Origin of the sequence: Vibrio injensis (genome assembly GCF_001895205.1) — a bacterium.
Lineage (GTDB): Bacteria > Pseudomonadota > Gammaproteobacteria > Enterobacterales > Vibrionaceae > Vibrio > Vibrio injensis.
This window is the reverse complement of the sequence record NZ_BDJF01000016.1, coordinates 359,479-383,282: the sequence shown is the minus strand read 5'-3', so window position 1 is coordinate 383,282 and position 23,804 is coordinate 359,479. Positions and strand designations below refer to the sequence as shown.

The following is a 23,804-nucleotide window of genomic DNA, read 5'->3' as shown; positions in this document are numbered from 1 at the left end:
TCCTTTTTCATCTTTTGTATACTGCTGGTTACTCAGAAAAATGTTGTATCACTCGCACGATGATTCGCTAAAGCTGCACAGTCACGAACAAAATCAATATGGTTTATTTTATCGTATTGGTAACGCGACGTTTTTGCCAGCTGCGCACAACAGAATAGCGCCATAAACCCTGAATACCAAAGTAGCCTAATAGGCCTGCGACAATACCACAGACTAGACTGCCCAACAAAAACGGTGGACCAATAGTATGCATTTGATGGTGAAGGAACTCCCACGTCAATTCAAAATGAAAGGGCTGTGGAGGAGTATTCATTAACCAAGCGCCGACTTTATAAGAGAAATAAAAGATAAATGGCATAGTGATCGGGTTAGTGATCCATACCAAAGCAACGGCAAGAGGTAAGTTCACTCCACAAATAATGGCCACGCCAGCAGACATGATCATTTGGCTAGGTAGCGGCACAAAGGCCATAAATAAACCGACTGCAAATGCACCAGCAGCAGAGCGTCTATTTAAACACCATAGATTCGGGTTATAGAGGACGGAGCCAAAAATTTGTAATGCCTTTTGACGCTTAATAACAGCGTGATCAGGCATAAAACGTTTAATAAACTTTCTTGGCATAAGGAAACATGGCTCTCTTATCGAATTACTGGACGCTGGCTTCGTTCTCGTTAACGATACTCTCTGCCCCATTTTGGCCTTGGATGCCCAAATGGCCGATTATCATTGGCATTGTTGTTGTATTGATGATGAGTCTCGTGACACGCCGAGGCAGGGGATGCATCGGAATTGCACTGGCCTTAGTGTTGATAATAACACACGGAAATAAAGTAACTGCACAGTCCAATAATATCTTACAATTTGCCACAGATATTACCATAAAAGGTGTCGCTGACAGCTTTTTTACTGCAAATCGTTACGGTTTTAGCGGCTCTTTTGTGGTGAGATCAATTAATGGTCAATCTTTACCCCGATTTCTGTCTCCTACTGTACGTTTAAATTCCCCGATTGCTTTACAATTGGGTGACCACGCTCAATTTGTGGTTCAGGTAAAGCCAATTTATGGACGATTGAATGAAGTCGGATTTGATCAAGAGGCATTTTTTCTGAGTCAAGGCTGGATAGCAAAGGCGAACGTTCGTCCTCATACCCCTCACCAAATCATTCCAAGTTCTAGCCTCAGGGCGATATTTTTTCAACAGATTGAACAACGAACGCGATCTAGTGCGGTTCAAGGCTTTATTTTAGCACTCACTTTTGGTGAGCGTGGTGGGATTACTGAACAGCAGTGGTTAGGATTACGCAATAGCGGTTTAATCCATCTTACTGCGATTTCAGGGTTACATATCGGTATGGCATTTGGATTCGGCTATTTGTTAGGGGGCATGGGTAGCCGTCTTTTGAGAAAAGGCTTATGGCTGCCTTTTATTTGCGGTGGATTGTTTGCGCTTGGTTATGCTTGGCTGGCAGGTTTTACGCTACCGACTCAGCGAGCATTGATGATGTGTTGGTTGAATATCCTTTTAGTCATGTTCAATGTTCGAGTGGCAGCTATTCAGCGGCTATTATTAACGTTAGCTGCGGTATTGGCCTTGGATCCCTTCGCTTCATTAAGCACGAGTTTTTGGTTGTCTTTTTTAGCAGTCAGCTTTGTCATTTACCAAGTCTCCGTCATCGATAGCCGATGGTCGCTATGGAAGAAAGTGCTTACTGGTCATCTATTGTTAGTGATGTTAATGGCTCCGGTGACGGCTTACTTCTTCTCTGGCGTTAGCCTTTATTCCGCGCTTTATAATCTCGTGTTTATTCCTTGGTTCAGCTTTGTGGTTGTTCCTTTACTGTTTATTGTCTTGTGCGGCAATGTGTTGATAGCCGATCATATCCAGTGGCTTTGGACTTGGGTTGATACTGCTTTAATACCCTTTAGCTGGTCGTTACGTTTTGCTGAACACAGTTGGTTATCCGTTAATCAAGCGTGGCAATATGGTTTGTTGGCCTTATTTTTAGTGATGATGTTACGGCCACTGTTGACAGCGCGATCTCTTATTGCGATTGGGTTACTTTTTAGCGCTACTTGGTTAACGATACAACCGAAGGCTTATTGGCAAGTGGATATGTTGGATGTTGGACATGGCTTAGCGATGGTCATTGAGCGTAACGGACGTTATGTTTTATACGATACGGGGAGCAGTTGGCATGAAGGGAGTGTGGCGACATCACTGATTATTCCGTTATTAACTCGGCGTGGCGGATTAAATGCTGTTGATGGGCTGATCATTAGCCATAGTGATAATGATCATGCGGGAGGTGTTGTCGATATTCAATCTCGGCTGAAACCAGCTTGGATTCGCGCTAGTTACCACAATGAACATTTCTCTCCGTGTATTCAAGGTGAATTCTGGCAATGGCAAGAATTGACTTTTGAAGTCGTCTGGCCGCCTCGTTTAGTTGAGCGCGCTGATAACCCTCATTCTTGTGTGGTTCGTATGGTTGATCAGCAGTATGGGCATAGTATGTTATTGACGGGTGATGTGACGGCGATTGGTGAGTGGTTACTCAGTCGGGACGCGTTATTAGACAGTGATGTGTTAGTGGTTCCTCATCATGGAAGTCAAACTTCTTCTACACAAGCGTTTATAGAAAAGGTCAATCCACAGTTGGCGATTGCTTCATTGGCGAAAGGTCATCGATGGCGATTACCTCACCCAGACGTAGTGGCACGTTATCAATCTTTAGACGTTCCATGGCTTGATACAGGAGAAGCTGGACAAATAACACTCCGTTATCATGGACCTCATCGTCAGCTTTTAACTTTACGAGAAGGTCGAATCACGCCTTGGTATAGGCAGATGCTACGTAAAGAGGTAGAATGAGGTCAATTTGTAATATCGATAAAGCAGCTTTATGTCACTCAATTCTGACGAAACAACTTGGCAAACCTTTAAGCGTCTTTGGACTTATATCCGTCTTTATAAAGTGGGATTGGTGGTAGCAACGATTGCTTTAGTGATCAATGCGATCTCTGATACCTACATGATCTCTTTACTAAAACCATTATTAGATGAAGGTTTTGGTGGTACGGACTCTAATTTTTTGCAGATCTTACCTTTTCTTATTCTTGGCCTGATGTTTATTCGTGGTTGTAGCGGTTTTGTTTCTGCTTACTGCTTAAGTTGGGTATCTGGTAATGTCGTGATGTTGATGCGTAGGCGGATTTTTAATCAGTTTATGCATATGCCAGTAAGTTTTTTCGATCGTGAATCGACGGGTGGATTGTTATCTCGGATCACTTACGATTCTGAACAGGTCGCGGGGGCTACGAGCCGAGCGATGGTCAGTATTGTTCGTGAAGGGGCAAGCATCATTGGTTTATTAACCTTGATGTTCTGGAATAGTTGGCAACTCTCGTTAGTCTTAATTGTGGTTGCTCCGATTGTTGCGATTGGCATTCGAGTGGTCTCTAAACGTTTTCGGAAAATCTCCAAAAATATGCAAACGACCATGGGGCAGGTCACTTCGTCTGCAGAACAGATGCTCAAGGGCCACAAAGTCGTTTTAAGCTATGGCGGCCAAGAGGTTGAGAGTAAACGCTTTGATAAAGTCAGTAATCAAATGCGTCAGCAGACCATGAAGTTAGTCTCGGCTCAAGCTGTTGCTGATCCCGTTATTCAGATGATTGCTTCATTAGCCTTGGTGACAGTCTTATTCTTAGCTAGCGTTGATTCTATTCGTGCAGATTTAACGCCTGGTACATTTACGGTTATTTTCTCTGCGATGTTTGGTCTGATGCGTCCTTTAAAAGCGCTAACGAATGTAACGTCAGAGTTTCAAAGAGGGATGGCGGCAACACAAACGTTATTTGCTTTAATGGATCTTGAAACAGAACGTGATAACGGTAAGTTTGTGACAGATAAAGTGCGTGGTGATGTTGCCGTAAAAGATGTCTCTTTCACTTATCAAGGTAAAGAAAAGCCCGCATTATCGCATGTGAGTTTTACCATTCCTCAAGGTAAAACCGTTGCCCTCGTTGGACGTTCTGGTTCGGGCAAATCAACCATTGCTAATTTATTTACCCGTTTTTATGATGTCGATTCTGGTGCCATCTACCTTGATGACCACGATATTCGTGATTATAAGCTAAGTAATTTGCGACAACATTTCGCTTTAGTTTCACAAAATGTTCATTTATTTAACGACACTATAGCCAATAACATCGCTTACGCGGCACAAGAGCAATATAGCCGAGAGCAAATAGAGGAGGCTGCTCGCTTAGCTCATGCGATGGACTTTATACAGCATTTACCACAAGGTCTAGATACGGTTATTGGAGAAAATGGTGCGAGCCTTTCTGGTGGCCAACGTCAGCGTATTGCGATTGCTCGCGCTCTGTTACGTGATGCCCCTGTGCTCATTTTAGATGAAGCGACTTCTGCATTAGATACTGAGTCGGAAAGAGCGATTCAAGCCGCGCTTGAGGAATTACAGAAAAATAAAACCGTGTTAGTGATTGCTCATCGCCTTTCAACGATTGAACAAGCTGATCAAATTTTAGTGGTTGATGAAGGTGAGATCATTGAGCGCGGAAATCATGCTGATCTCATTAAACAAAATGGTGCGTATGCGCAATTGCACCGTATTCAGTTTGGCGATTAACCCGTGATAGACAAATTATGGTTTGGACGCCATCCGCTCTATTTTTTGCTTTGGCCACTGTTGTGGCCTTTAAGTCGACTGTTTTATCTGATTAGCAGTCGTCGTCGACAGGCCTTCTTGTCGGGTAAAAAAGCGCGTTACCGAGCCCCTGTGCCTGTGCTCGTTGTCGGTAATATTACCGCTGGTGGTAATGGTAAAACTCCCGTCGTGGTTTGGCTCGTTGAGCTATTACAACGTCAAGGCTATCGACCGGGCGTGGTTTCAAGAGGTTATGGCGGTAAGGCGGCTCAATACCCGTTATTGGTTACCGCGCAAACTTCACCGGCGGAATGTGGTGATGAACCTAAGCTGATTTATCAACGTACAGGTGCTCCTGTGGCCGTCGACCCGATACGTGCGCATGCGGTTCAAGCATTGCTCAGCCAAGGGGTTGATCTTATTGTTACCGATGATGGTTTACAGCACTATGCGTTGGAACGAGATATCGAATTTGCGGTTGTTGATGGAGCTCGCCGATTTGGTAACCAACAACTGCTTCCGTTGGGGCCATTACGCGAACCTGTCGAACGTTTACAGCAAGTCGATTTTGTGATCAATAATGGCGGAGAACCGGTTATGGGTGAACTTGCCATGACACTCAAACCCAGCTTAGCGGTTAATGTTATCAGCGGAGAGCGCATTGATGTTGCGGCTCTGAGCCGTTTAGTGGCTTGGGCTGGAATTGGTCATCCAGCGCGTTTTTTTAATACATTACAACAATTAGGTGCCTCTCCAATTCTTACCCATGCGTTTGCCGATCATCAAGCGTTTGATGCAACGACACTACGCAAGCTATCCAGCCAAGGTAAGAATGTGATCATGACGGAGAAAGACGCCGTTAAGTGCACGGCTTTTGCAGAGAAAAATTGGTGGTATTTACCCGTATCGGCTGAGATTTCACCCTCTGACCAACAGCGCATATTAGATAAAATTAAAGAGGTTATGGATCATTATGGATCACCGTCTGCTTGAAATTGTGGCTTGTCCCGTATGCAAGGGTAAGTTAACTTACGATAAAGGTAATCAGGAACTGATTTGTAAATTAGATCGTCTAGCTTACCCAATAAAGGAAGGCATTCCAGTACTGCTCGAACCTGAGGCTAGAAGTATGAAAATGGATGAGGGGCGTTAATGTCATTTACGGTCATCATTCCTGCTCGTTATCAATCGACTCGTTTGCCGGGCAAACCGTTGGCTGATATTGGTGGTAAACCAATGATTCAGTGGGTCTATGAGCAAGCATTGCAAGCTGGAGCTGAGCGGGTGATTGTCGCTACTGATGATACCCGAGTCGAACATGCGGTCCGAAGTTTTGGCGGGGCGGTATGCATGACATCAACGGATCATCAATCTGGTACGGAACGTCTAGCTGAAGTGATTGCTTTAATGGGAATTGACGATGAGCATATCATTGTTAACGTACAAGGAGACGAACCCCTCATCCCGCCAGTGATTATTCGCCAAGTCGCGGAAAACTTAGCGTCAAGCCAAGCACCAATGGCGACTTTAGCGGTTGAAATTGATGATCCACAAGAAATTTTCAATCCTAACGCCGTTAAAGTGGTGACTGATCAACAAGGCTATGCGTTGTATTTTAGTCGTGCGAGCATTCCATGGGATCGCGATAATTTTGCTCTTGAGCCCAAGGCGATTACTCAGCCATTAATGCGCCATATTGGAATTTATGCTTATCGAGCAGGGTTTATTAATACCTACATACACTGGTCACCAAGTGTATTAGAGAAAATCGAAAATTTAGAGCAGCTACGGGTACTATGGTACGGCGAAAAAATTCATGTGGCCGTTGCGCACGAAGCGCCGCCAGCTGGTGTTGATACACCTGAGGACTTAGCGGCGGTGCGTAAGCTCATCGGATAAAGTTGGAAAATGACCACATTGTTCTCATTGTATACCCAAACAACTTGGAGTTGCAGGTAGGCGGCAAGTAAGTGAATCCCCATGAGCATAGGCAAACTATGTGATTGGGGTGAACGAGCGTAGCCAACACCACTGCAGCTTCAAGTAGGAAGGGTATAAGTCATCGTAGCAAGAGATTGAGATAGCTCAGCCTTGTAAAATAGTAAGCCCCATTGGTTGATGGGGCTTATTTATTGATACTCCGTTTAACGTTCTATTCAGCGGAATATTAATCGTTTTTCTTTGGACAAGTGGCAAGCAGCTCGTGTTTACCGTTGTCTTTACGTTCTTCTAATTTGACTTCAAAACCCCATAGACGATGTAAATGTTTGAGCACCTCATCGTAGCTTGGATCGAGTGGAATTCGATCATGAGGTACATATTGCAGTGTTAATGAACGATCCCCACGAACGTCTACGTTGTAAACTTGAATGTTGGGTTCTAAATTACTCAAGTTATATTGTGCTGCGAGCTTTTCACGAATTTGGCGATATCCCAACTCATCATGAATCGCACTAATTTCAATGAAGTTTTTATGATCATCATCAGAAATGGCGAACAATTTAAAGTCACGGATAAGCTTTGGTGACAAATATTGGCTAATAAAGCTCTCATCTTTAAAGTTGCGCATTGCGAAGTGTACGGCATCCAGCCAATTGGTATCGACTAATTCAGGGAACCAGTGTCTATCTTCATCCGTTGGCTCTTCACAAATTCGCTTTATGTCTCGAAACATCGCAAACCCAAGCGCGTACGGGTTAATACCACTGTAGTAACGGCTGTTATACGCAGGCTGCATCACCACACTACTGTGGCTATGTAAAAATTCGAGCATAAACTTATCGGACAATAACCCTTCATCGTAAAGATGATTCAGAATTGTGTAATGCCAGAAAGTGGCCCAACCTTCATTCATGACTTGCGTTTGTTTTTGTGGGTAAAAATATTGGCTGATTTTACGCACGATACGCACGACTTCACGTTGCCAAGACTCTAGAAGAGGCGCATGTTTTTCAATGAAATACAAAATATTTTCTTGTGGTTCAGAAGGAAAACGTCGTTGCAACTCGGCTTCTTTGGCTTTCTTAGGCACGGTTCGCCACAAGGCATTCACCTGTGATTGTAAATAAGCTTCACGTTCTTCTTGGCGTGCTTTTTCTTCAGCAATCGAAATCTTTTCTGGTCGCTTATAACGATCGACGCCGTAGTTCATTAACGCATGGCATGAGTCCAATAATTGCTCGACTTCGGTCACCCCATATTTTTCTTCACATTTAGCTAAGTAGTTTTTAGCAAACAGTAGATAATCGATAATAGAACTGGCGTCAGTCCAGGTTTGAAATAAATAGTTTCCTTTAAAAAAGGAGTTATGTCCGTAACAGGCATGAGCCATGACCAAAGCCTGCATAGTGACGGTATTTTCTTCCATCAAGTAAGCAATACAGGGGTCTGAATTAATCACAATTTCATAGGCTAATCCCATTTGACCGTGCTTATAGTTTTTCTCAGTATGAATAAACTTTTTACCAAATGACCAATGGTTATAATTGATCGGCATGCCAATACTGGAATAGGCATCCATCATCTGTTCAGAAGTGATCACCTCAATTTGGTTGGGGTAGGTGTCTAAACGATAATGTTCGGCAACACGTTTAATTTCTTGGTGGTATTGATGCAAAAGATCAAAAGTCCAATCTGGACCATCAGCCAGACGTTTGTTTTTTTTCTTACGCTTTTGCGTGGTGGCTGTTTTGACTGTCATAGTCTTATCCCCTTATGCCGTTTCCTTATGGAATAGCTCCCTAAACACAGGGAAAATATCTTCAACACTACGAATGTTTTTCATAGCGAAGTGATCAAAGCTTTCAGATAGTTTTTCATACTCATGCCATAAGGTTTGATGAGAACGACGCGTAATTTCGATGTAAGCATAATACTGGCATTCAGGTAGGAGTTTATTCGCCAGTAACTCTTTACAGCGAGGCGAATCGTCAGCCCAGTTGTCGCCATCGGAGGCTTGTGCGCCATAAATATTCCACTCACCGAGAGGGTAACGTTGTTGAATAATGTCATGCATTAATTTTAATGCACTGGAAACAATGGTTCCGCCGGTTTCCTGTGAATAGAAAAACTCGTGTTCGTCCACTTCTTTGGCTTGGGTATGGTGGCGAATAAACACGACCTCAACATTTTCATAGGTGCGAGTTAAAAACAGATAGAGCAAGACATAAAAGCGTTTTGCGATATCTTTAGTAGGCTGATCCATTGACCCCGACACATCCATTAAGCAAAACATGACTGCTTGGCTAGAAGGGATCGGGCGTTTTTCATAATTTTTAAAACGTAAATCAAACGTATCGATAAACGGTACACGGTCTATTTTCCGGCGTAGTTCGTCTATTTCTTCTTTTAAACGTCTCTCTTCCAATAGTTGAGCTGGCTCAGAGTTGCGAATATTTTCCAGCTCTTGCTCAAGCTCATGCATAAGGCGCCGCTTGCCTGATGTCATCGCCGTGCGTCGGGCAAGCGATTGTTGTAAGGAGCGGACAATCGCAATGTTGGCGGGAACACCGGCGGTTTGGAAGCCTGCGCGGTGAGTTTTCCACTCTTTAATTTTGTTGACTTGATTTTTTTTCAGGTTAGGCAGTGCTAAGTCTTCGAACAAGATATCCAAGTATTCATCTTTAGATATTTGAAATACAAAATCGTCTTCGCCTTCACCATCTTGACTGGCGTCACCTTCGCCTGAACCACCACCTTGACCGCCTTTTGGACGCTCTACTTTGTCACCACGTATGTATTGATCATTACCAGGATGAACGCGTTCGCGAACACCGCCTTTTCCTTGATGGAAAATGGGTTCTTTAATATCTCGATGAGGAATCGCCACATCTTCACCTGACTCCGTATTGGTTATGGAGCGGCGATTAACCGCATCCGCAACGGACTCTTTAATTTGTTCTTTATAACGGCGTAAGAAGCGCTGCCGATTAACGGCGCTTTTGTTCTTGCCGTTCAACCTTCTGTCGATAAATTGCGCCATGAGATTCTCCCTCTAAACGTCACTCGATGAGTTCTAACTACTCATACGCTTTGGCCAGTTAGCCTCTGACCCAGAATCTTTGGGTCAGAGGATTAACCAAGGTTTTGCTAAGAGGATTTACGCACGCGTAAATACCATTCAGACAGTAAGCGAACTTGTTTCTCGGTATAGCCTTTCTCCATCATACGAGCGACAAAATCGTCGTGTTTTTTCTGATCTTCCGATGAGGTTTTGGCATTGAAAGAGATCACTGGCAGTAATTCTTCAGTATTAGAGAACATTTTTTTCTCAATAACCGTGCGCAGTTTTTCATAGCTCGTCCAAACTGGGTTTTTACCACTATTGTTAGCCCGAGCACGAAGTACAAAGTTAACGATTTCGTTACGGAAATCTTTTGGATTGCTGATCCCGGCCGTTTTTTCGATCTTCTCTAGCTCACTGTTAAGGGCTGAGCGATCAAACAGTTGGCCGGTTTCTGGATCACGATACTCTTGATCTTGAATCCAGAAGTCAGCGTAAGTGACGTAACGGTCAAAAATATTCTGACCGTATTCAGAATAAGATTCTAAATAAGCGGTTTGAATTTCTTTGCCGATAAACTCGACATAACGTGGAACCAGATAGCCTTTGACAAACTCTAGGTAACGCTCGGCAACTTCTTGTGGAAATTGTTCGCGTTCAATCTGTTGTTCGATAACATAAAACAGGTGTACGGGGTTTGCAGCGACTTCTGATTGGTCAAAGTTGAATACTCGTGAGAGTATTTTAAAGGCAAAACGAGTCGAGAGACCGGACATGCCTTCATCAACGCCAGCGTAATCACGGTATTCTTGATAGCTTTTCGCTTTCGGATCAGTATCTTTCAGCGTTTCACCATCATAAACGCGCATCTTAGAGAAAATGGACGAGTTTTCTGGCACTTTTAGTCGCGATAACACACTAAATTGGGCAAGTAATTCAAGCGTACTTGGTGCACGTGGTGCTTTGGTCAGTTCACTGTGCTCAAGTAGTTTCTCGTATATTTTGACCTCTTCAGAGACGCGCAGACAATAAGGTACCTTAACGATATAAACTCGATCTAAGAACGCTTCATTATTTTTATTATTACGGAACGTTTGCCACTCGGACTCGTTGGAGTGAGCGAGAATCATACCGTCAAAAGGTAGTGCAGAAAGCCCTTCGGTTCCGTTGTAGTTGCCTTCCTGAGTTGCAGTAAGTAGCGGGTGAAGCACCTTGATTGGCGCTTTAAACATTTCGACGAATTCCATCAACCCTTGGTTGGCTCGACAGAGTGCCCCAGAGTAGCTGTAGGCATCGGGATCATCTTGTGAATAGTGCTCTAGCTTACGGATATCCACTTTACCGACCAGCGATGAGATATCTTGGTTGTTTTCATCGCCCGGCTCTGTTTTGGCAATCGCAATTTGGTCCAATATAGAAGGTCGTACTTTAACGACTTTAAACTTCGTGATATCACCGCCAAACTCATGCAGACGTTTTGCTGCCCAAGGTGACATGATGGAACGCAAATAGCGTTTTTCAATACCGTATTCTTGTTTAAGCAAGTCACCGTCTTCATTGACATCAAATAAGCAAAATGGGTGATCATTAACCGGACTACGTTGACCATTTGCTGATAATACGTAGATGGGGCATTGCTGCATCAAGGCCTTTAGCTTTTCAGCAATCGATGACTTACCACCACCGACAGGACCGAGTAAATAAAGAATTTGTTTACGTTCTTCTAAGCCTTGCGCTGCATGCTTAAGATAAGAAACAATTTGCTCAATCGCTTCTTCCATGCCGTAGAAGTCTTGGAACGGTTTATAACGAGAAATGACTCGGTTAGAAAAGAGCCGACTCAAACGAGGATCTTTGCCAGTGTCGACCAATTCAGGTTGGCCAATGGCGAGCAGTAAGCGTTCTGCCGCGTTTGCATAAGCGCTTTTGTCTTCCTTACAGAGATCCAAAAACGTTTGAATCGATATCTCTTCATCCTTGGCTGCTTCATAGCGTGCCTGAAAGTGGTTAAAAATACTCATGGTAGTTCCCCTCTAAAAATGTCTCTTCGACATACAACCGCTTAAACACACAAATCCCTAATACGTTAAGCCTAGATCGCAATTGATGATTTTGCTTAAAGATTATGTATTTATTTACAAATCGTGACGTAAATTACGTCTCTGGCCAAGAGGTATTGTGCTGATGAATTGTTGCTATCAATCTTATTCTTACCAACAGAGCAAAGTGGTGAAAAGTGATTGAACAACAAAGATTGTTTCTCTTAAGGGGAACTTCTATGATGGTTATCTTTGCAACATAATCGATAGAATAGGTGAGGAATGAGAGATTCGATAGTGAAAACCATTAGCGGGTTAACGATGCTATTTACACCTTGGTACGTTAACGCTGAGATATCTCAATGGTCAGTGGGTGCTGCTGCTGCCTATTCGCCCGCCGTTTATAAAGATACGCCTTCCAACCGTACCGTGATACCAATAATTGGTTACGAAGGCGAGCATCTATTTTTTCGTGGTTTTGATGCTGGATACCGCCTGTTGCCGATTCGTTCTCAGCAAAACCTAATCTTGCGATTGGCTTATGATCCTCGCACACTACAGCCTAATGATTCTGATGACCCACAGATACGTCAGCTCAATAAACGTAAGTCAACGATTTTAGGGGGAGTGAGTTATCAGCACCGTACGGCAGTGGGATTATGGGAGGCAACGATTGGCTCGGATATCGCTGGACGACATGATGGTGTTTATGCGGAAGTGGCTTGGCGCTTCCCATTGCGTTTTGCACGTTGGGGCATTACGCCTTCGGTGGGTTATGCTTATAATTCTGATAAGCTCAACAACCATTTTTATGGTGTGTCAGCTCAAGAGTCGCTGAGCAGTGGCTTAGAACAATACAATGCTGGCTGGAGTGGGCAGTACTTTATTAGCGCGATGGTTTATTGGTCCGTTTCTCAACACGTTAGAGTATCAGGCGGTCTTCGCTATACCAATCTCGATAGTGATATCTCGTCAAGCCCTGTGATTGGTCGAGATTCATCAGTGGCCAGTACACTCGGTGTCGTCTATCTATTTTAATTGATAAGAATGCGGTTATTTCAGAGCACATTTATGTTGAACAGTGTCATGTGATTGACGGCAACGATGGTTAGTGCAGAGATAGCTCAATCCACTCTCTCCGCACTAGTGGTAAAGATTAAGCGTTAATAATTTTGTTGAGTTCGTTGGTTGATAAGTGATATTGCCTTGGGCAATTTCGCCATGTGGTTAGCATGCGTCGGTATTTTTCAGCCATAGCCACTTGGCTGTTGAAGTGGTGCTCACCACGTTCAAATTGCGGATATAAACCTTCAGTATTGATTAGAAAACGCACGTAGTTGACTAGTTGAGCTTCAGAGGCACTATCATAACCAAGAAAATTTAAGCGACGAGCATCAACGTCACTACTCAATTTGCTATCGAGCATTTTGTATGACTCTTGCATGGCATGATACATTTCCATGACATCGATTACTTCTCGGCATTGTGCTTCAGAAATTGCACCAAATTCTTTATTGAGTTCGGTCATTTGTAACTCATAACCTCGTTCAATAATTGTTTGTAGCCGTTTATATTGTTCGGCGTTGGCCGGATCAAGCTGGGACATTAAAACGTATTGATTTGATAGGATCAGACGTTGTGCATTAGTCATTTCCATTATTGACCTCACTGTAATCGATGTTGGTATTCCCTTCCTACCTGAACTGCCAAGTATTTTGGGGATAAATTTGCTTAAGATTAGGTTAACAGCAATGGGGGATTGTGAAACATGATCTCAACACAGATTTAATCTTAACCGAGTAAATTATCGACAATTCTAGCACGTTTATTTCTCAGTCGTTAGGTACTGGGCAGGAGAGTCGATATACGAGCTGGGGAAATAAAAAGCAAAACACCAGCCATGTGCTGGTGTTGGATTTGTAGAAGGGGAGCCTAGTATTTTACGTTGTGATGATATTGCTTTAGAACATCAACAATCTTATCCATGGTTTCTTTACTTGGCGGATTGACACCTTCTAAAGGATAAGTCTCTCCCATCGCTTCCCATTTATGAGCGCCTAATTTGTGGTAAGGCAATAACTCAATTTTTTCAATGTTATCCATGTCTTGAATAAATTGTCCGAGTAAATGGGCGGATTCTTCATCGTCAGTATAACCGGGCACAACGACATAACGTAGCCAAGTCGCTTTGCCAATCGTATGTAGGTAGCGTGCAAAATCTAACGTACGTTTATTGGATACTCCGATTAAGTCTTGATGGACATCATCTTTGATTTGTTTAATATCCAGTAACACTAAATCAGTGACATCCAACACTTCATCAATCACTGGGGTGTATTTGCGGATATATCCGTTGGTATCAAGGCAAGTATGGATTCCTTCGGCTTTAGCCGCACGGAAGACATCACGGACAAATTCAGGTTGCAACATAGATTCACCACCGGAGCAGGTGATCCCACCGCCAGAGGCATTCATAAAATGTCGATAAGATTTTGCTTCTTTGATGATCTCTTCTACAGAGACCTCTTTACCTGAATGAGTATCCCAAGTGTCGCGGTTGTGACAATACTTACAACGAAATAAGCAACCTTGCAGAAAGAGGATAAATCGAATACCGGGGCCATCAACTGTACCGCAAGACTCAAATGAATGGATACGACCAGTAGTAGACATAAGTTGCTCTCATTTGCTGAATTTACCGACTATTTTATTACAAAAGGTAGGGTTTAAATAGGACTTCTTCGGATAAGTTAGCTGCTATTGGATGAGTTTTGTACTGATGATACGGTGTTAAAGTCCCAAAGAGGATTAAGCTCAGTAAGGGGAAGCTCAATCCTCAATCAGTGAGAGTGACTATCTTAATTTAGAAAAAGGCAAATAAAGACAGTGCTCCAGTGCCGTGGGTGCGGTGTTTACTTTCTTTATAATCGGCATTACTAGTGGTCAACGTAAAACTGGCTCCAACATAGGGGCCGTACCAGACCGCGCCAAGGACGGCAGTTGCTTGTAAAGGTTCTAGCGTCACTTGGTATGCACTGGGGGGAAGTGCTAATCCATCTAAAGGTCTGTCCCCTTCAATGGTTAAGTCATTAAATCGATAACGTGCTTCGAGGCCTGCGAACACGAACCAAGCGGAGCGAGATGCACCGATCATACCCGCACGAAAAGGAGTTTCACTATCAATTTGCGCACTACCAAAGTTAGCCGCTAAATCACTTCCCCAGCGCAGCATCATACCTGAGGAAATATCGCTGCGAAAATTACCTACGTTCACTTCGCCAATCGCAGAGAGTTCCCAAGCATAATGTGGGTCATAGGCGGTGCGATAAAGATTGAAGTGACTAAGATAACCAATACTACCAGCAACTTTATCATCGATTTGGTAATCCCAACCGTTTGGATCACCAGATTTGGTGATGCTGTGAACGATTTTTTGCGCTTGTTCGGATAACGCACTATCTCCAGTCGTACCTATCGTGAGATTAAATCGTTGTGCTTGCTGGGGATGTAAACTGATGTAATTAAACTCGCTGTGTAAAAATCCAGCATAAGGACGTTCGTTCGGTGCAGGGGTATATTGCTCAATATCAGAAGGCGTCCACATTTTATGACCAATCATTACCTCCCATTTATCAATACTTGATGCTCCCCAGATTGAAAGGCTGAATGGCTTGGCAAACCAATAGGGGGTAATCGGTCTTGAGGTATAGGAAAGAAAAAGCCCGCTAGTGTATTCCCTATCCATGCCATAAACACCGTCATTATCGACTTTGAGGGAAAGGGTCGATTGGGTGGATGACCACACAAATGGAGCAAAAAGAATCAGCGGGAGTATGCGTAGCAATGTTAAAGCCATACGTTTTTCGTTGTCCGTAGTAAACATAAGATTAGGTCAGAGATGGGCATGCCTATCATTCAGATCCATTAGGCTCTAGTGTAACGCTTATTTTTCAGTAGGTAAGCAGATTTTTTCATGTGATGATGGAGGATGTGATATTACAACGATTTATACCATGCAAAAGAAAACCTCGCTCAGAGAGCGAGGTTTTTGAGCAATATCGAGGGTCTGAATAACTTATAGTGATTCAGTGAACGTACGCGCGATAACGTCTTGTTGTTGCTCAGTCGTTAATGAGTTAAAGCGCACCGCATAGCCAGACACACGAATAGTCAATTGTGGGTACTTCTCAGGGTGTTTAACCGCATCAAGTAACGTTTCACGGTTAAGCACGTTAACGTTCAAATGCTGGCCGCCTTCAATGCCTGACTCGTGGTGGAAGTAACCATCCATCAAACCCGCTAGGTTAGCACGTTGTGCATCTTGATCTTTACCTAGTGCATTTGGCACGATAGAGAAAGTGTAAGAAATACCATCTTTCGCGTCAGCAAACGGTAGTTTACCCACTGAAGTCAATGAGGCAACTGCACCTTTTTCGTCACGACCATGCATTGGGTTTGCCCCTGGTGCAAATGGCGCGCCAGCACGACGACCGTCTGGTGTATTACCGGTTTTCTTACCATAAACCACGTTAGAGGTAATGGTTAAGATAGACTGAGTTGGGATCGCATTGCGGTAAGTTTTCAGTTTACGAATTTTGTTCATAAACACAGAAACCAGTTCGCAAGCGATATCATCAACGCGTGAGTCATTGTTACCAAATTTCGGGTAATCACCTTCGATTTCGAAATCGATAGCAATACCATCTTCATCACGAATCGGTTTCACTTTCGCGTATTTCACAGCAGACAATGAGTCAGCCGCAACAGACAGACCAGCAATACCACAAGCCATAGTACGACGTACATCGCGGTCATGTAGTGCCATCAATGCGGCTTCATAGCTGTACTTATCGTGCATGTAGTGGATAGCGTTCAATGAGGTGACATATTGTTTGGCTAACCAATCCATGAAGTGGTCCATCTTGTCCCACAGCTCATCATAGTCAAGATACTCACCAGTGATCTTGTCCATTTTAGGGCCAACTTGGATTTTCAGTTTCTCATCGACACCACCGTTGATGGTGTAAAGCATGGTTTTCGCTAAGTTAGCACGAGCACCGAAGAACTGCATTTGTTTACCAACGATCATTGGTGATACGCAACAAGCAATAGCGTAGTCATCAGATTCCATATCTGGACGCATCAAGTCATCATTCTCGTACTGAATCGATGAAGTATCGATAGAGACTTTAGCGCAGAAACGTTTGAAACCATCAGGTAATTTCTCAGACCAAAGCACAGTGATGTTTGGCTCTGGAGATGGTCCCATAGTGTATAGGCTGTTTAGGAAACGGAAGTTAGTACGAGTAACTAGTGTACGTCCGTCAAGCCCCATACCACCCATAGACTCGGTTGCCCAGATTGGATCACCAGAGAAGAGTTCATCGTATTCAGGGGTACGAAGGAAGCGAACCATACGTAGTTTCATCACGAAGTGGTCAATCATCTCTTGAGCTTGAGCTTCAGTGATTTTACCTGCTTTCATATCGCGTTCGATATAGACGTCAAGGAACGTAGAGGTACGACCTAGAGACATCGCTGCGCCGTTTTGAGATTTAACCGCAGCAAGGTAACCGAAGTAAGTCCACTGAATGGCTTCTTGTGCGGTCTCTGCTGGGCGAGAGATATCGCAACCGTATTTTGCTGCCATCTTTTTCATCTGGCCAAGCGCGCGGTGTTGCTCAGCAATCTCTTCACGAAGCTGCATGGTCATTTGCAGATCTTCGCCGTTTTCGAATTTCTCTTGCAGCGAAGTAAATTGAGCAAGTTTATCTTGCATCAAGAAATCAATACCGTATAGCGCAACGCGGCGATAGTCACCGATGATACGACCACGGCCATAAGCATCAGGAAGACCTGTTAATACGCCAGATTTACGACAAGCAAGAATTTCTGGAGTGTAGATATCGAATACGCCCGCATTGTGCGTTTTACGGTACTCGGTGTAGATTTTTTTAACTTGAGGATCAAGCTCACGATCGTAGGCTTTGCATGAGCTTTCAACCATACGGATACCACCGTTAGGGATCAGCGCGCGCTTAAGTGGCTTTTCAGTTTGAAGACCAACGATAGTTTCTAGATCTTTGTTAATGTAACCTGCATCGTGAGCAGTGATGGTAGAGATAACGGAAGTGTCAAAATCAACAGGCGCATGAGTTGCGTTTTCCTGTTTAATGCCTTCCATTACTTGTGCCCAAAGCTTATTGGTTGCTTCAGTGCCTTCAGAAACTAGGAAAGATTCATCGCCTTCATAAGGGGTGTAGTTCTTTTGAATAAAATCGCGAACGTTAACTTCATTTTGCCAATCACCTGCAGCAAAACCTTCCCAAGCTTTAGCAAATTGCTCTGCCATGACATACCTACCTTTATATAGTAGAAAAAACACGTACTGTTTCGCCGTTGAGCCAGCTATCTTGTGTCACACAAGAGGCAGTACACTCTATGAATAACCTTATTTATCGTTAAACCGATATACACATCTGTTTGAGTATAAATAGGATTACTCGTTCCCTTTAATGACCAATGTAAGCTAAAAAAAAATTGCAAACCTTAAACTAAATCAATAAAACTTCAAAAATTCAGATAAAGTTTGGGTAGTGTTTACACACTACCCAAGGTACTACCAAGACTTGTGAATCATTGTAGACTCAATTTCGGTATCTTGCTTAATGTAGCCACGCCTTAAGACCGTATTGACTCTCAAGCATACCGACAGCCAGCATAGCGACTAAACAGATAATTAATACACCACAAGGGATGATGATTTTATCGATGAAAGATAAGCGTGAGGCGCGTTCTTTATCGCCGATAAAACCATTATTATCCAAAAACATGGTCAATGCCCAAGCCAATACCGGATTGACGACCGCAGAACCAAAAATACAGATCCCCGCTGCCTGTGCATCTTTGGTATTTCTGACCATTTGCATGCCCGCTTCCAGTAGTGGAAGAAATACGCCGACTAATAGTGCAATACGCATAACGGGTGGCCATACCGCAACATCCATTGGGAAGCCAAGAATCGCGACGATAATGCACAATGAACCTAATAAAATCGCGCCTGCTGGGATCGGACGTTTCGCGATGGCTGCTGGGATCATATAGGTTCCCCAAGATGACGTAATGTTACCCCCACCAACAGCAGTACCTACCATTTGACGAACCGAGCACATGGTCATAGTGTCATCCACATCCATCAAGACTTTTTCTGTTTTACGCGGATAGTTAAGCTCTTGGAAAATTCGATGGCCCAAGAAATCTGGTGACCACATGGCAACCGCTAAGATAGCGAATGGTAGCGACGCAATAAAGTGCTCTAAGTTAGGTAAACCAAGCATCCAGCCTTGTTCGGTTGAGCCCCACCAGTAAACAGGATTTAAATTTGGTAGCCCCATTTCCGTTTGAAAGGTTAAATCAAAGCCAGCACCGAGTGCCAAGGCAATCATTAAACCAGAAAAAGCACAGATAGGGATCGCTAACCAGCGTTTACCGTATTTAGCTAAAAGTGCATAGATAACAATGTTAATGCCTAATACGATTAAACCGATATAACCAAGGCTCCCCGCTTCGTTAGTTGCAGATTCCAAACTGGTTGCCCAGGTCTGAATGGAGCCAATTTGACTCATCGCGCCGGTAAAACCGAGGAAGATTAATAGTCCGCCAGCGGTGCCTTCCGATGTCAGGTTGACCAGCTTAGAGCCACCTTTAAAGTAGCTGAGTAATAAAAGTAGCTGAGTAATAGGCCAAATACCCCCAATAAAATGGCTAAAGCAAGTGGGTGAGCACCTGCCAGGGCGATGGTAGCAATGAGGGGGATCATTGGTCCGTGGTTGCCAGCAAGGTTAGCGCGTGGATTAAAAAATCCAGAAGAAAGAATACAGAACAAAAGCGCGGGGATCAGCATTTCAACCCGAGCGACCTCAATAGCAAACTCTTTACCCAGTTCGATATGATCCCAAGCAGCGGTTAATCCTTCTGCCCAAGACATCATTACCGCTGAGTACATGGCAATAATACCAATCGTTCCAGCGAGAGCTGGGACCAAATCTTCCCATTCAAAGCGAAAATCACGACCAGGCAAATTCAACGCGAAGCGACGAGGCTTCATGATTTGCAGTTCATGGTCTAGATAATCGGAGCGGCTAGCAAACTCAGATGATGGACGATGCAGTTCTTGATAACTCTTCGTCTCGATGTCTGAACGCTCTTGATTGATGACGTCTGACATAGATTCCTCATATTAATAAAGTTAATAATTCTGGTTGAATTCAATGTAACTGGCGATTGGGAAAGCGATTATTTGCGTAGAGATAACGTTAGTTTTGTTATGCCATTGTGTTAACTAACATTATGACTATAGAGCATTATTAATCTTTTTATTTGTTGGCGAGTTTAACGTGCTAATCGACGAGGATGATTGATCTTGATCACTTTAAGATATTATATGAAATAAAACTACATAAAATCCCAAAAATCAGCCACATAGTGCCTACTTGTTTGAAATGTTTTTACACAAAATAGAATTTGCAACAAAGCGCAAAATCATGGGTGCGACGCTTCGAGACGCTCTTTTCGTCGGGGGCGTAGTATTAAAAATCAGCTCATCATTAAAGGAAACCTGTTAACAAAGAGGGATTCAGGACACAAAAAACGCTCTTTGTTAACAAAAAACATACTTATTTATATGAATGGCTTTCGCTGCTTGTGGTTTTTTATGTCTTAAATGTTACTGTTTGACGGTTTTATTTGACTTTAAATGCGAATTTTTAAAATAAAAATCCAAATTACCTTTAGTTAACAATTTGTTGCGCACTCGCAATTTGAATGCTAGTTTGTACCAAAAATGAGCAGGATTGCTCAGTGTTGATTTATGACAGGGAGTGAAAGCGCATGAATGATGTACCCGCGCTGGATATAAAAAACCTCCACAAAGCCTTTGGACAAAATGAGGTGTTAAAAGGTATCTCATTACAAGCTCACAAAGGGGATGTGATTTCGATTATTGGTTCATCGGGATCAGGAAAAAGTACCTTTTTACGCTGTATTAATCTTCTGGAAATACCGACTTCCGGTGAAATTTGGGTGAACAATGAATTAATCCAAATGAAAACCAATCGACAAGGCGCATCGTCACCGGTCAGTGAGAAGCAGGTTCAACGAGTTCGTTCGCGCCTTGCCATGGTCTTTCAAGGGTTTAATCTCTGGTCACATATGACGGTATTAGAAAATGTAATTGAAGCTCCCATTCATGTTTTGGGGTTCGGTAAAGATCAAGCCATCGCGAGTGCAGAAAAACTGCTCAAAAAAGTTGGGTTATATGAACGCCGTGATTATTACCCTGGTCATTTATCTGGCGGTCAGCAGCAACGCGCAGCGATTGCTCGAGCTTTAGCCGTTGAACCAGAAGTATTACTGTTTGATGAACCCACATCGGCATTAGACCCCGAACTGGTTGGGGAAGTGCTAGGGGTAATGAAAGACTTGGCGCAAGAAGGCCGAACCATGTTGGTTGTCACCCATGAAATGGCCTTTGCACGAGATGTTTCTAATCATGTGCTGTTTTTGCATCAAGGTGTGGTTGAAGAGCAGGGCGATCCTCGCCAATTGTTTACTCAACCCAATTCTCCTCGATTAAAGCAATTTATCTCATCGATTTATTAACGCTGAGGCTGTCGCGCTACCTTGGCTAAGCCCTTGGTTTTAACAGTAACTCAGATAGGGATTTCAAAGTGTTATATCGTCACTGTTTCTTAAGCCTTCTTGAGGAGAAAAAGAGCAGGGCAACCATACCATCACAGGAGTAGTGAAATGAAAAAGTGGTTATTAATCGTAGCGATAGCAGCCTCAGCATTGTCGGGTATTGCGCAAGCGAAAGAATGGAAAACAGTGCGTTTTGGTATCGAAGGTGCTTATCCTCCTTTTAGTTGGACTGAGGCGGATGGTTCATTACGTGGGTTTGATGTGGATATGGCGAATGCGCTTTGTGCTGAAATGCAAGTGGAATGCGTGATTATTCCACAAGATTGGGATGGCATCATTCCGTCACTATTAGCTCGTCGTTACGATGCTATTATTGCGGCGATGTCGATTACTGAAGAGCGTAAAAAGCGTGTTGATTTTACAAAAAAATATGCGCAAATCCCGAATCGTTTCATTGCTAAAAAGGACGCTAATCTTGATTTTACGCCAGAAGGCCTAAAAGGAGTACGCATCGGTGTTCAACGAGCTACCACGCATGATAAATACCTAACCGATAACTATGGTCGTTCAGTCAATATCGTTCGATATGGATCATTTGATGATGCGTATCTTGATTTAGCGAATGGACGAATTGCTGCAGTATTGGGCGATGCTTCTGCGCTTGAAGAAGGGATGCTTAATCGACCAGGAGGCGACGGTTATGAGTTTGTCGGACCTTCATTAACCGATCCTAAATGGTTTGGAGAAGGGATGGGGATCGCAGTTCGTAAACAAGATAAAGCCCTAACCGAACAACTTAACCGTGCGATAGCGTCGCTGCGAGAAAAAGGCATTTATCAACAAATCGCGGCACAATACTTTAGTTATGATGTTTATGGTGAGTAACCACGAAAACCTATGCAATTGGGGGGTGAATTCGCCCCCATATTTTGAGCAAGGAAGGCGTAAATGCTCGATCTTCAAGGATATGAAATAGCTATTTTGCAAGGCGCGTGGCTGACGATTCAAGTGGCATTATGGTCACTGTTATTAGCGATGATACTGGGCATGCTCGGTGCATTAGCTAAGCTAGCGCCATACCGTTTTGCAAGAAGTATTGCCACGTTGTACACCACGGTAGTCAGAGGTATCCCCGATTTAGTCTTAATGATGCTGATTTTTTTTGGTGGGCAAATCTTATTAAATAACAGTTTATTTGCCATCAATGAATGGCTTAATTCACTCTTATTATCGCGCAATCCCGATCATCGCTGGATCTCTTATCTACCGGACTATATCAATGTCAGCCCATTTATTGCAGGAGTGTTGACGATAGGATTCATCTTTGGGGCTTACATGGCAGAGACCTTTCGCGGCGCGATGATGGCGGTCGATAAAGGTCAGCTAGAAGCGGCCAAAGCCTATGGTATGAGTGGGTTGCTCACTTTTCGCCGAATTCTGTTGCCGCAGATGATACGACACGCACTGCCTGGTTTTGGTAATAACTGGTTAGTCTTGTTAAAAACCACCGCGCTGGTCTCGATCATTGGTCTAGAGGACATGGTTCGTGTCAGTTCATTAGCCGCCGGTTCAACGCAAATGCCTTTTACTTTCTATTTATCTGTTGCCTTGATTTTCCTATTTTTCACCAGCGTTTCCACCGGATTACTAAAGTGGGTTGAGCGTAAATTTACTATCCAAACGAGGTAGCGATGGATTTTTCAGTCATTTTACAAAGCTTACCTCTGTATTTTTCTGGGTTATGGACCACAGTTTGGCTGGTAGGGCTATCTTTAGTGATCGGCTTGGTTGTGGCTATTCCCTTAGCGATTGCTCGAAATAATTCGCTGTGGGTGATATGGATGCCCGCTTGGTGCTATATCTATTTCTTGCGTGGCACTCCACTGTTAGTGCAACTGTATTTGATCTATTACGGCATGGATCAATTCTTCCCAGTAAAAGATACCTGGTGGGAACATGCTTGGTTCTGTGCTTTGGTTGCCTTTATTTTAAACACTTCCGCTTATACTGCCGAGATTATCCGTGGCGCGATTAATGGTCTATCGAAAGGAGAAATCGAAGCGGCAAAAGCTTATGGCATGAGTCCATGGTTGACCTATCGGCGGATCATTTTACCCAGTGCATTACGTCGGGCGCTCCCTGCGTACAGTAATGAGGTCATTTTTATGCTGCACGGCAGCGCGGTGGCTGGCATTGTGACGATACTTGATCTTACGGGGACAGCTCGTTTAGTCAGCTCTCGCTACTATGCCCCTTTTGAAGCGTTTTTAGTCGCTGGACTGTTTTATTTATTGCTGACATTTTTGATTCTATGGTGCTTCAAGTGCGCCGAAAAGCGTTTCTTGGCTTATTTAAGGCCGATCAGTTAGCGCTAAATAAACGCTGATAT

The 23,804-nt window shown here is 43.5% G+C and carries 18 protein-coding genes and 1 pseudogene; 10 read left to right on the top strand and 9 right to left on the bottom strand.

Going from position 1 to position 23,804, the window contains the following annotated elements:
- Window positions 1-103: 103 nt before the first annotated feature.
- Window positions 104-625 carry a DUF2062 domain-containing protein gene (locus BSR11_RS06885; protein WP_072669698.1) on the bottom strand — a complete coding sequence of 174 codons (522 nt, stop codon included), beginning with the start codon at window positions 623-625 and terminating at the stop codon, window positions 104-106.
- Between the two features lie 8 nt (window positions 626-633).
- Between BSR11_RS06885 and BSR11_RS06880 the strand changes: the two genes are divergently transcribed.
- From BSR11_RS06880 to kdsB, 5 genes are read left to right on the top strand one after another with little or no spacing between them, the layout of a single operon-like run.
- Window positions 634-2,877, top strand: coding sequence for a DNA internalization-related competence protein ComEC/Rec2 (locus BSR11_RS06880; RefSeq protein ID WP_072669697.1), 2,244 nt, complete (start codon window positions 634-636; stop codon window positions 2,875-2,877).
- Between the two features lie 31 nt (window positions 2,878-2,908).
- Entirely contained in the window at window positions 2,909-4,657 is a 1,749-nt protein-coding gene (msbA, locus tag BSR11_RS06875) for a lipid A ABC transporter ATP-binding protein/permease MsbA (protein WP_072669696.1), read from the top strand.
- Window positions 4,658-4,660: 3 nt separating this feature from the next.
- The gene (gene lpxK / locus BSR11_RS06870; protein ID WP_072669695.1) at window positions 4,661-5,668 is read left to right on the top strand and encodes a tetraacyldisaccharide 4'-kinase; all 1,008 of its coding nucleotides are present in this window, start codon (window positions 4,661-4,663) and stop codon (window positions 5,666-5,668) included.
- A complete protein-coding gene (locus BSR11_RS06865; RefSeq protein WP_072669694.1) occupies window positions 5,649-5,828 on the top strand; it encodes a Trm112 family protein in 180 nt (59 codons plus the stop codon). Before lpxK ends, BSR11_RS06865 begins: the two co-directional genes overlap by 20 nt.
- Window positions 5,828-6,574 (top strand): 3-deoxy-manno-octulosonate cytidylyltransferase, encoded by a 747-nt coding sequence (gene kdsB / locus BSR11_RS06860; RefSeq protein ID WP_072669693.1) that lies wholly within the window; start codon window positions 5,828-5,830, stop codon window positions 6,572-6,574. Before BSR11_RS06865 ends, kdsB begins: the two co-directional genes overlap by 1 nt.
- A 268-nt stretch (window positions 6,575-6,842) precedes the next feature.
- On the opposite strand, the gene BSR11_RS06855 is transcribed toward kdsB, so the two are convergent.
- The 3 genes from BSR11_RS06855 to BSR11_RS06845 all read right to left on the bottom strand — a co-directional run bounded on the left by BSR11_RS06855 (window position 6,843) and on the right by BSR11_RS06845 (window position 11,698).
- A complete protein-coding gene (locus BSR11_RS06855; protein ID WP_072669692.1) occupies window positions 6,843-8,375 on the bottom strand; it encodes a SpoVR family protein in 1,533 nt (510 codons plus the stop codon).
- Between the two features lie 12 nt (window positions 8,376-8,387).
- Entirely contained in the window at window positions 8,388-9,656 is a 1,269-nt protein-coding gene (locus BSR11_RS06850) for a YeaH/YhbH family protein (RefSeq protein ID WP_072669691.1), read from the bottom strand.
- Window positions 9,657-9,763: 107 nt separating this feature from the next.
- On the bottom strand, window positions 9,764-11,698 hold the full coding sequence (locus BSR11_RS06845; RefSeq protein ID WP_004394936.1) for a PrkA family serine protein kinase: 1,935 nt from the start codon (window positions 11,696-11,698) through the stop codon (window positions 9,764-9,766).
- A gap of 300 nt (window positions 11,699-11,998) precedes the next feature.
- On the opposite strand from BSR11_RS06845, the gene BSR11_RS06840 reads away from it, so the two are divergent.
- On the top strand, window positions 11,999-12,754 hold the full coding sequence (locus tag BSR11_RS06840) for a MipA/OmpV family protein (protein ID WP_072669690.1): 756 nt from the start codon (window positions 11,999-12,001) through the stop codon (window positions 12,752-12,754).
- Between the two features lie 118 nt (window positions 12,755-12,872).
- Here BSR11_RS06840 and BSR11_RS06835 read toward each other — a convergent pair whose 3' ends face one another.
- The 5 genes and pseudogenes from BSR11_RS06835 to BSR11_RS06815 all read right to left on the bottom strand — a co-directional run bounded on the left by BSR11_RS06835 (window position 12,873) and on the right by BSR11_RS06815 (window position 19,943).
- On the bottom strand, window positions 12,873-13,373 hold the full coding sequence (locus tag BSR11_RS06835) for a YfbU family protein (RefSeq protein ID WP_072669689.1): 501 nt from the start codon (window positions 13,371-13,373) through the stop codon (window positions 12,873-12,875).
- A gap of 275 nt (window positions 13,374-13,648) precedes the next feature.
- Window positions 13,649-14,389 (bottom strand): pyruvate formate lyase 1-activating protein, encoded by a 741-nt coding sequence (gene pflA, locus BSR11_RS06830; RefSeq protein ID WP_072669688.1) that lies wholly within the window; start codon window positions 14,387-14,389, stop codon window positions 13,649-13,651.
- A 190-nt stretch (window positions 14,390-14,579) separates the two neighbouring features.
- Window positions 14,580-15,572: a lipid A deacylase LpxR family protein gene (locus tag BSR11_RS06825; RefSeq protein WP_072669687.1), complete on the bottom strand. Its 993-nt coding sequence runs from the start codon at window positions 15,570-15,572 to the stop codon at window positions 14,580-14,582.
- Window positions 15,573-15,791: 219 nt separating this feature from the next.
- A complete protein-coding gene (gene pflB, locus BSR11_RS06820; protein ID WP_072669686.1) occupies window positions 15,792-18,068 on the bottom strand; it encodes a formate C-acetyltransferase in 2,277 nt (758 codons plus the stop codon).
- Between the two features lie 313 nt (window positions 18,069-18,381).
- Window positions 18,382-19,943, bottom strand: a pseudogene (locus tag BSR11_RS06815) (DUF3360 family protein).
- A 662-nt stretch (window positions 19,944-20,605) separates the two neighbouring features.
- Here BSR11_RS06815 and BSR11_RS06810 point away from each other — a divergent pair.
- The 4 genes from BSR11_RS06810 to BSR11_RS06795 all read left to right on the top strand — a co-directional run bounded on the left by BSR11_RS06810 (window position 20,606) and on the right by BSR11_RS06795 (window position 23,784).
- Entirely contained in the window at window positions 20,606-21,376 is a 771-nt protein-coding gene (locus BSR11_RS06810; protein ID WP_072669685.1) for an ABC transporter ATP-binding protein, read from the top strand.
- Between the two features lie 147 nt (window positions 21,377-21,523).
- Window positions 21,524-22,300 carry an ABC transporter substrate-binding protein gene (locus tag BSR11_RS06805; protein WP_004394944.1) on the top strand — a complete coding sequence of 259 codons (777 nt, stop codon included), beginning with the start codon at window positions 21,524-21,526 and terminating at the stop codon, window positions 22,298-22,300.
- Window positions 22,301-22,363: 63 nt separating this feature from the next.
- On the top strand, window positions 22,364-23,104 hold the full coding sequence (locus tag BSR11_RS06800) for an ABC transporter permease (protein ID WP_072669684.1): 741 nt from the start codon (window positions 22,364-22,366) through the stop codon (window positions 23,102-23,104).
- A 2-nt stretch (window positions 23,105-23,106) separates the two neighbouring features.
- The gene (locus BSR11_RS06795; RefSeq protein WP_072669683.1) at window positions 23,107-23,784 is read left to right on the top strand and encodes an ABC transporter permease; all 678 of its coding nucleotides are present in this window, start codon (window positions 23,107-23,109) and stop codon (window positions 23,782-23,784) included.
- The last annotated feature ends 20 nt before the right edge of the window (window positions 23,785-23,804 follow it).

Excerpts from the sequence above, each read along its gene's own strand:
- pflB (WP_072669686.1), bottom strand. The coding sequence starts at position 18,068 with ATGGCAGAGCAATTTGCTAAAGCTTGGGAAGGTTTTGCTGCAGGTGAT.
- BSR11_RS06885 (WP_072669698.1), bottom strand. The coding sequence starts at position 625 with ATGCCAAGAAAGTTTATTAAACGTTTTATGCCTGATCACGCTGTTATT.
- BSR11_RS06840 (WP_072669690.1), top strand. The coding sequence starts at position 11,999 with ATGAGAGATTCGATAGTGAAAACCATTAGCGGGTTAACGATGCTATTT.
- BSR11_RS06855 (WP_072669692.1), bottom strand. The coding sequence starts at position 8,375 with ATGACAGTCAAAACAGCCACCACGCAAAAGCGTAAGAAAAAAAACAAA.
- BSR11_RS06865 (WP_072669694.1), top strand. The coding sequence starts at position 5,649 with ATGGATCACCGTCTGCTTGAAATTGTGGCTTGTCCCGTATGCAAGGGT.
- BSR11_RS06825 (WP_072669687.1), bottom strand. The coding sequence starts at position 15,572 with ATGGCTTTAACATTGCTACGCATACTCCCGCTGATTCTTTTTGCTCCA.
- BSR11_RS06810 (WP_072669685.1), top strand. The coding sequence starts at position 20,606 with ATGAATGATGTACCCGCGCTGGATATAAAAAACCTCCACAAAGCCTTT.
- BSR11_RS06805 (WP_004394944.1), top strand. The coding sequence starts at position 21,524 with ATGAAAAAGTGGTTATTAATCGTAGCGATAGCAGCCTCAGCATTGTCG.
- kdsB (WP_072669693.1), top strand. The coding sequence starts at position 5,828 with ATGTCATTTACGGTCATCATTCCTGCTCGTTATCAATCGACTCGTTTG.
- BSR11_RS06800 (WP_072669684.1), top strand. The coding sequence starts at position 22,364 with ATGCTCGATCTTCAAGGATATGAAATAGCTATTTTGCAAGGCGCGTGG.
- msbA (WP_072669696.1), top strand. The coding sequence starts at position 2,909 with ATGTCACTCAATTCTGACGAAACAACTTGGCAAACCTTTAAGCGTCTT.
- BSR11_RS06845 (WP_004394936.1), bottom strand. The coding sequence starts at position 11,698 with ATGAGTATTTTTAACCACTTTCAGGCACGCTATGAAGCAGCCAAGGAT.
- BSR11_RS06850 (WP_072669691.1), bottom strand. The coding sequence starts at position 9,656 with ATGGCGCAATTTATCGACAGAAGGTTGAACGGCAAGAACAAAAGCGCC.
- pflA (WP_072669688.1), bottom strand. The coding sequence starts at position 14,389 with ATGTCTACTACTGGTCGTATCCATTCATTTGAGTCTTGCGGTACAGTT.
- BSR11_RS06795 (WP_072669683.1), top strand. The coding sequence starts at position 23,107 with ATGGATTTTTCAGTCATTTTACAAAGCTTACCTCTGTATTTTTCTGGG.
- BSR11_RS06835 (WP_072669689.1), bottom strand. The coding sequence starts at position 13,373 with ATGGAAATGACTAATGCACAACGTCTGATCCTATCAAATCAATACGTT.
- BSR11_RS06880 (WP_072669697.1), top strand. The coding sequence starts at position 634 with ATGGCTCTCTTATCGAATTACTGGACGCTGGCTTCGTTCTCGTTAACG.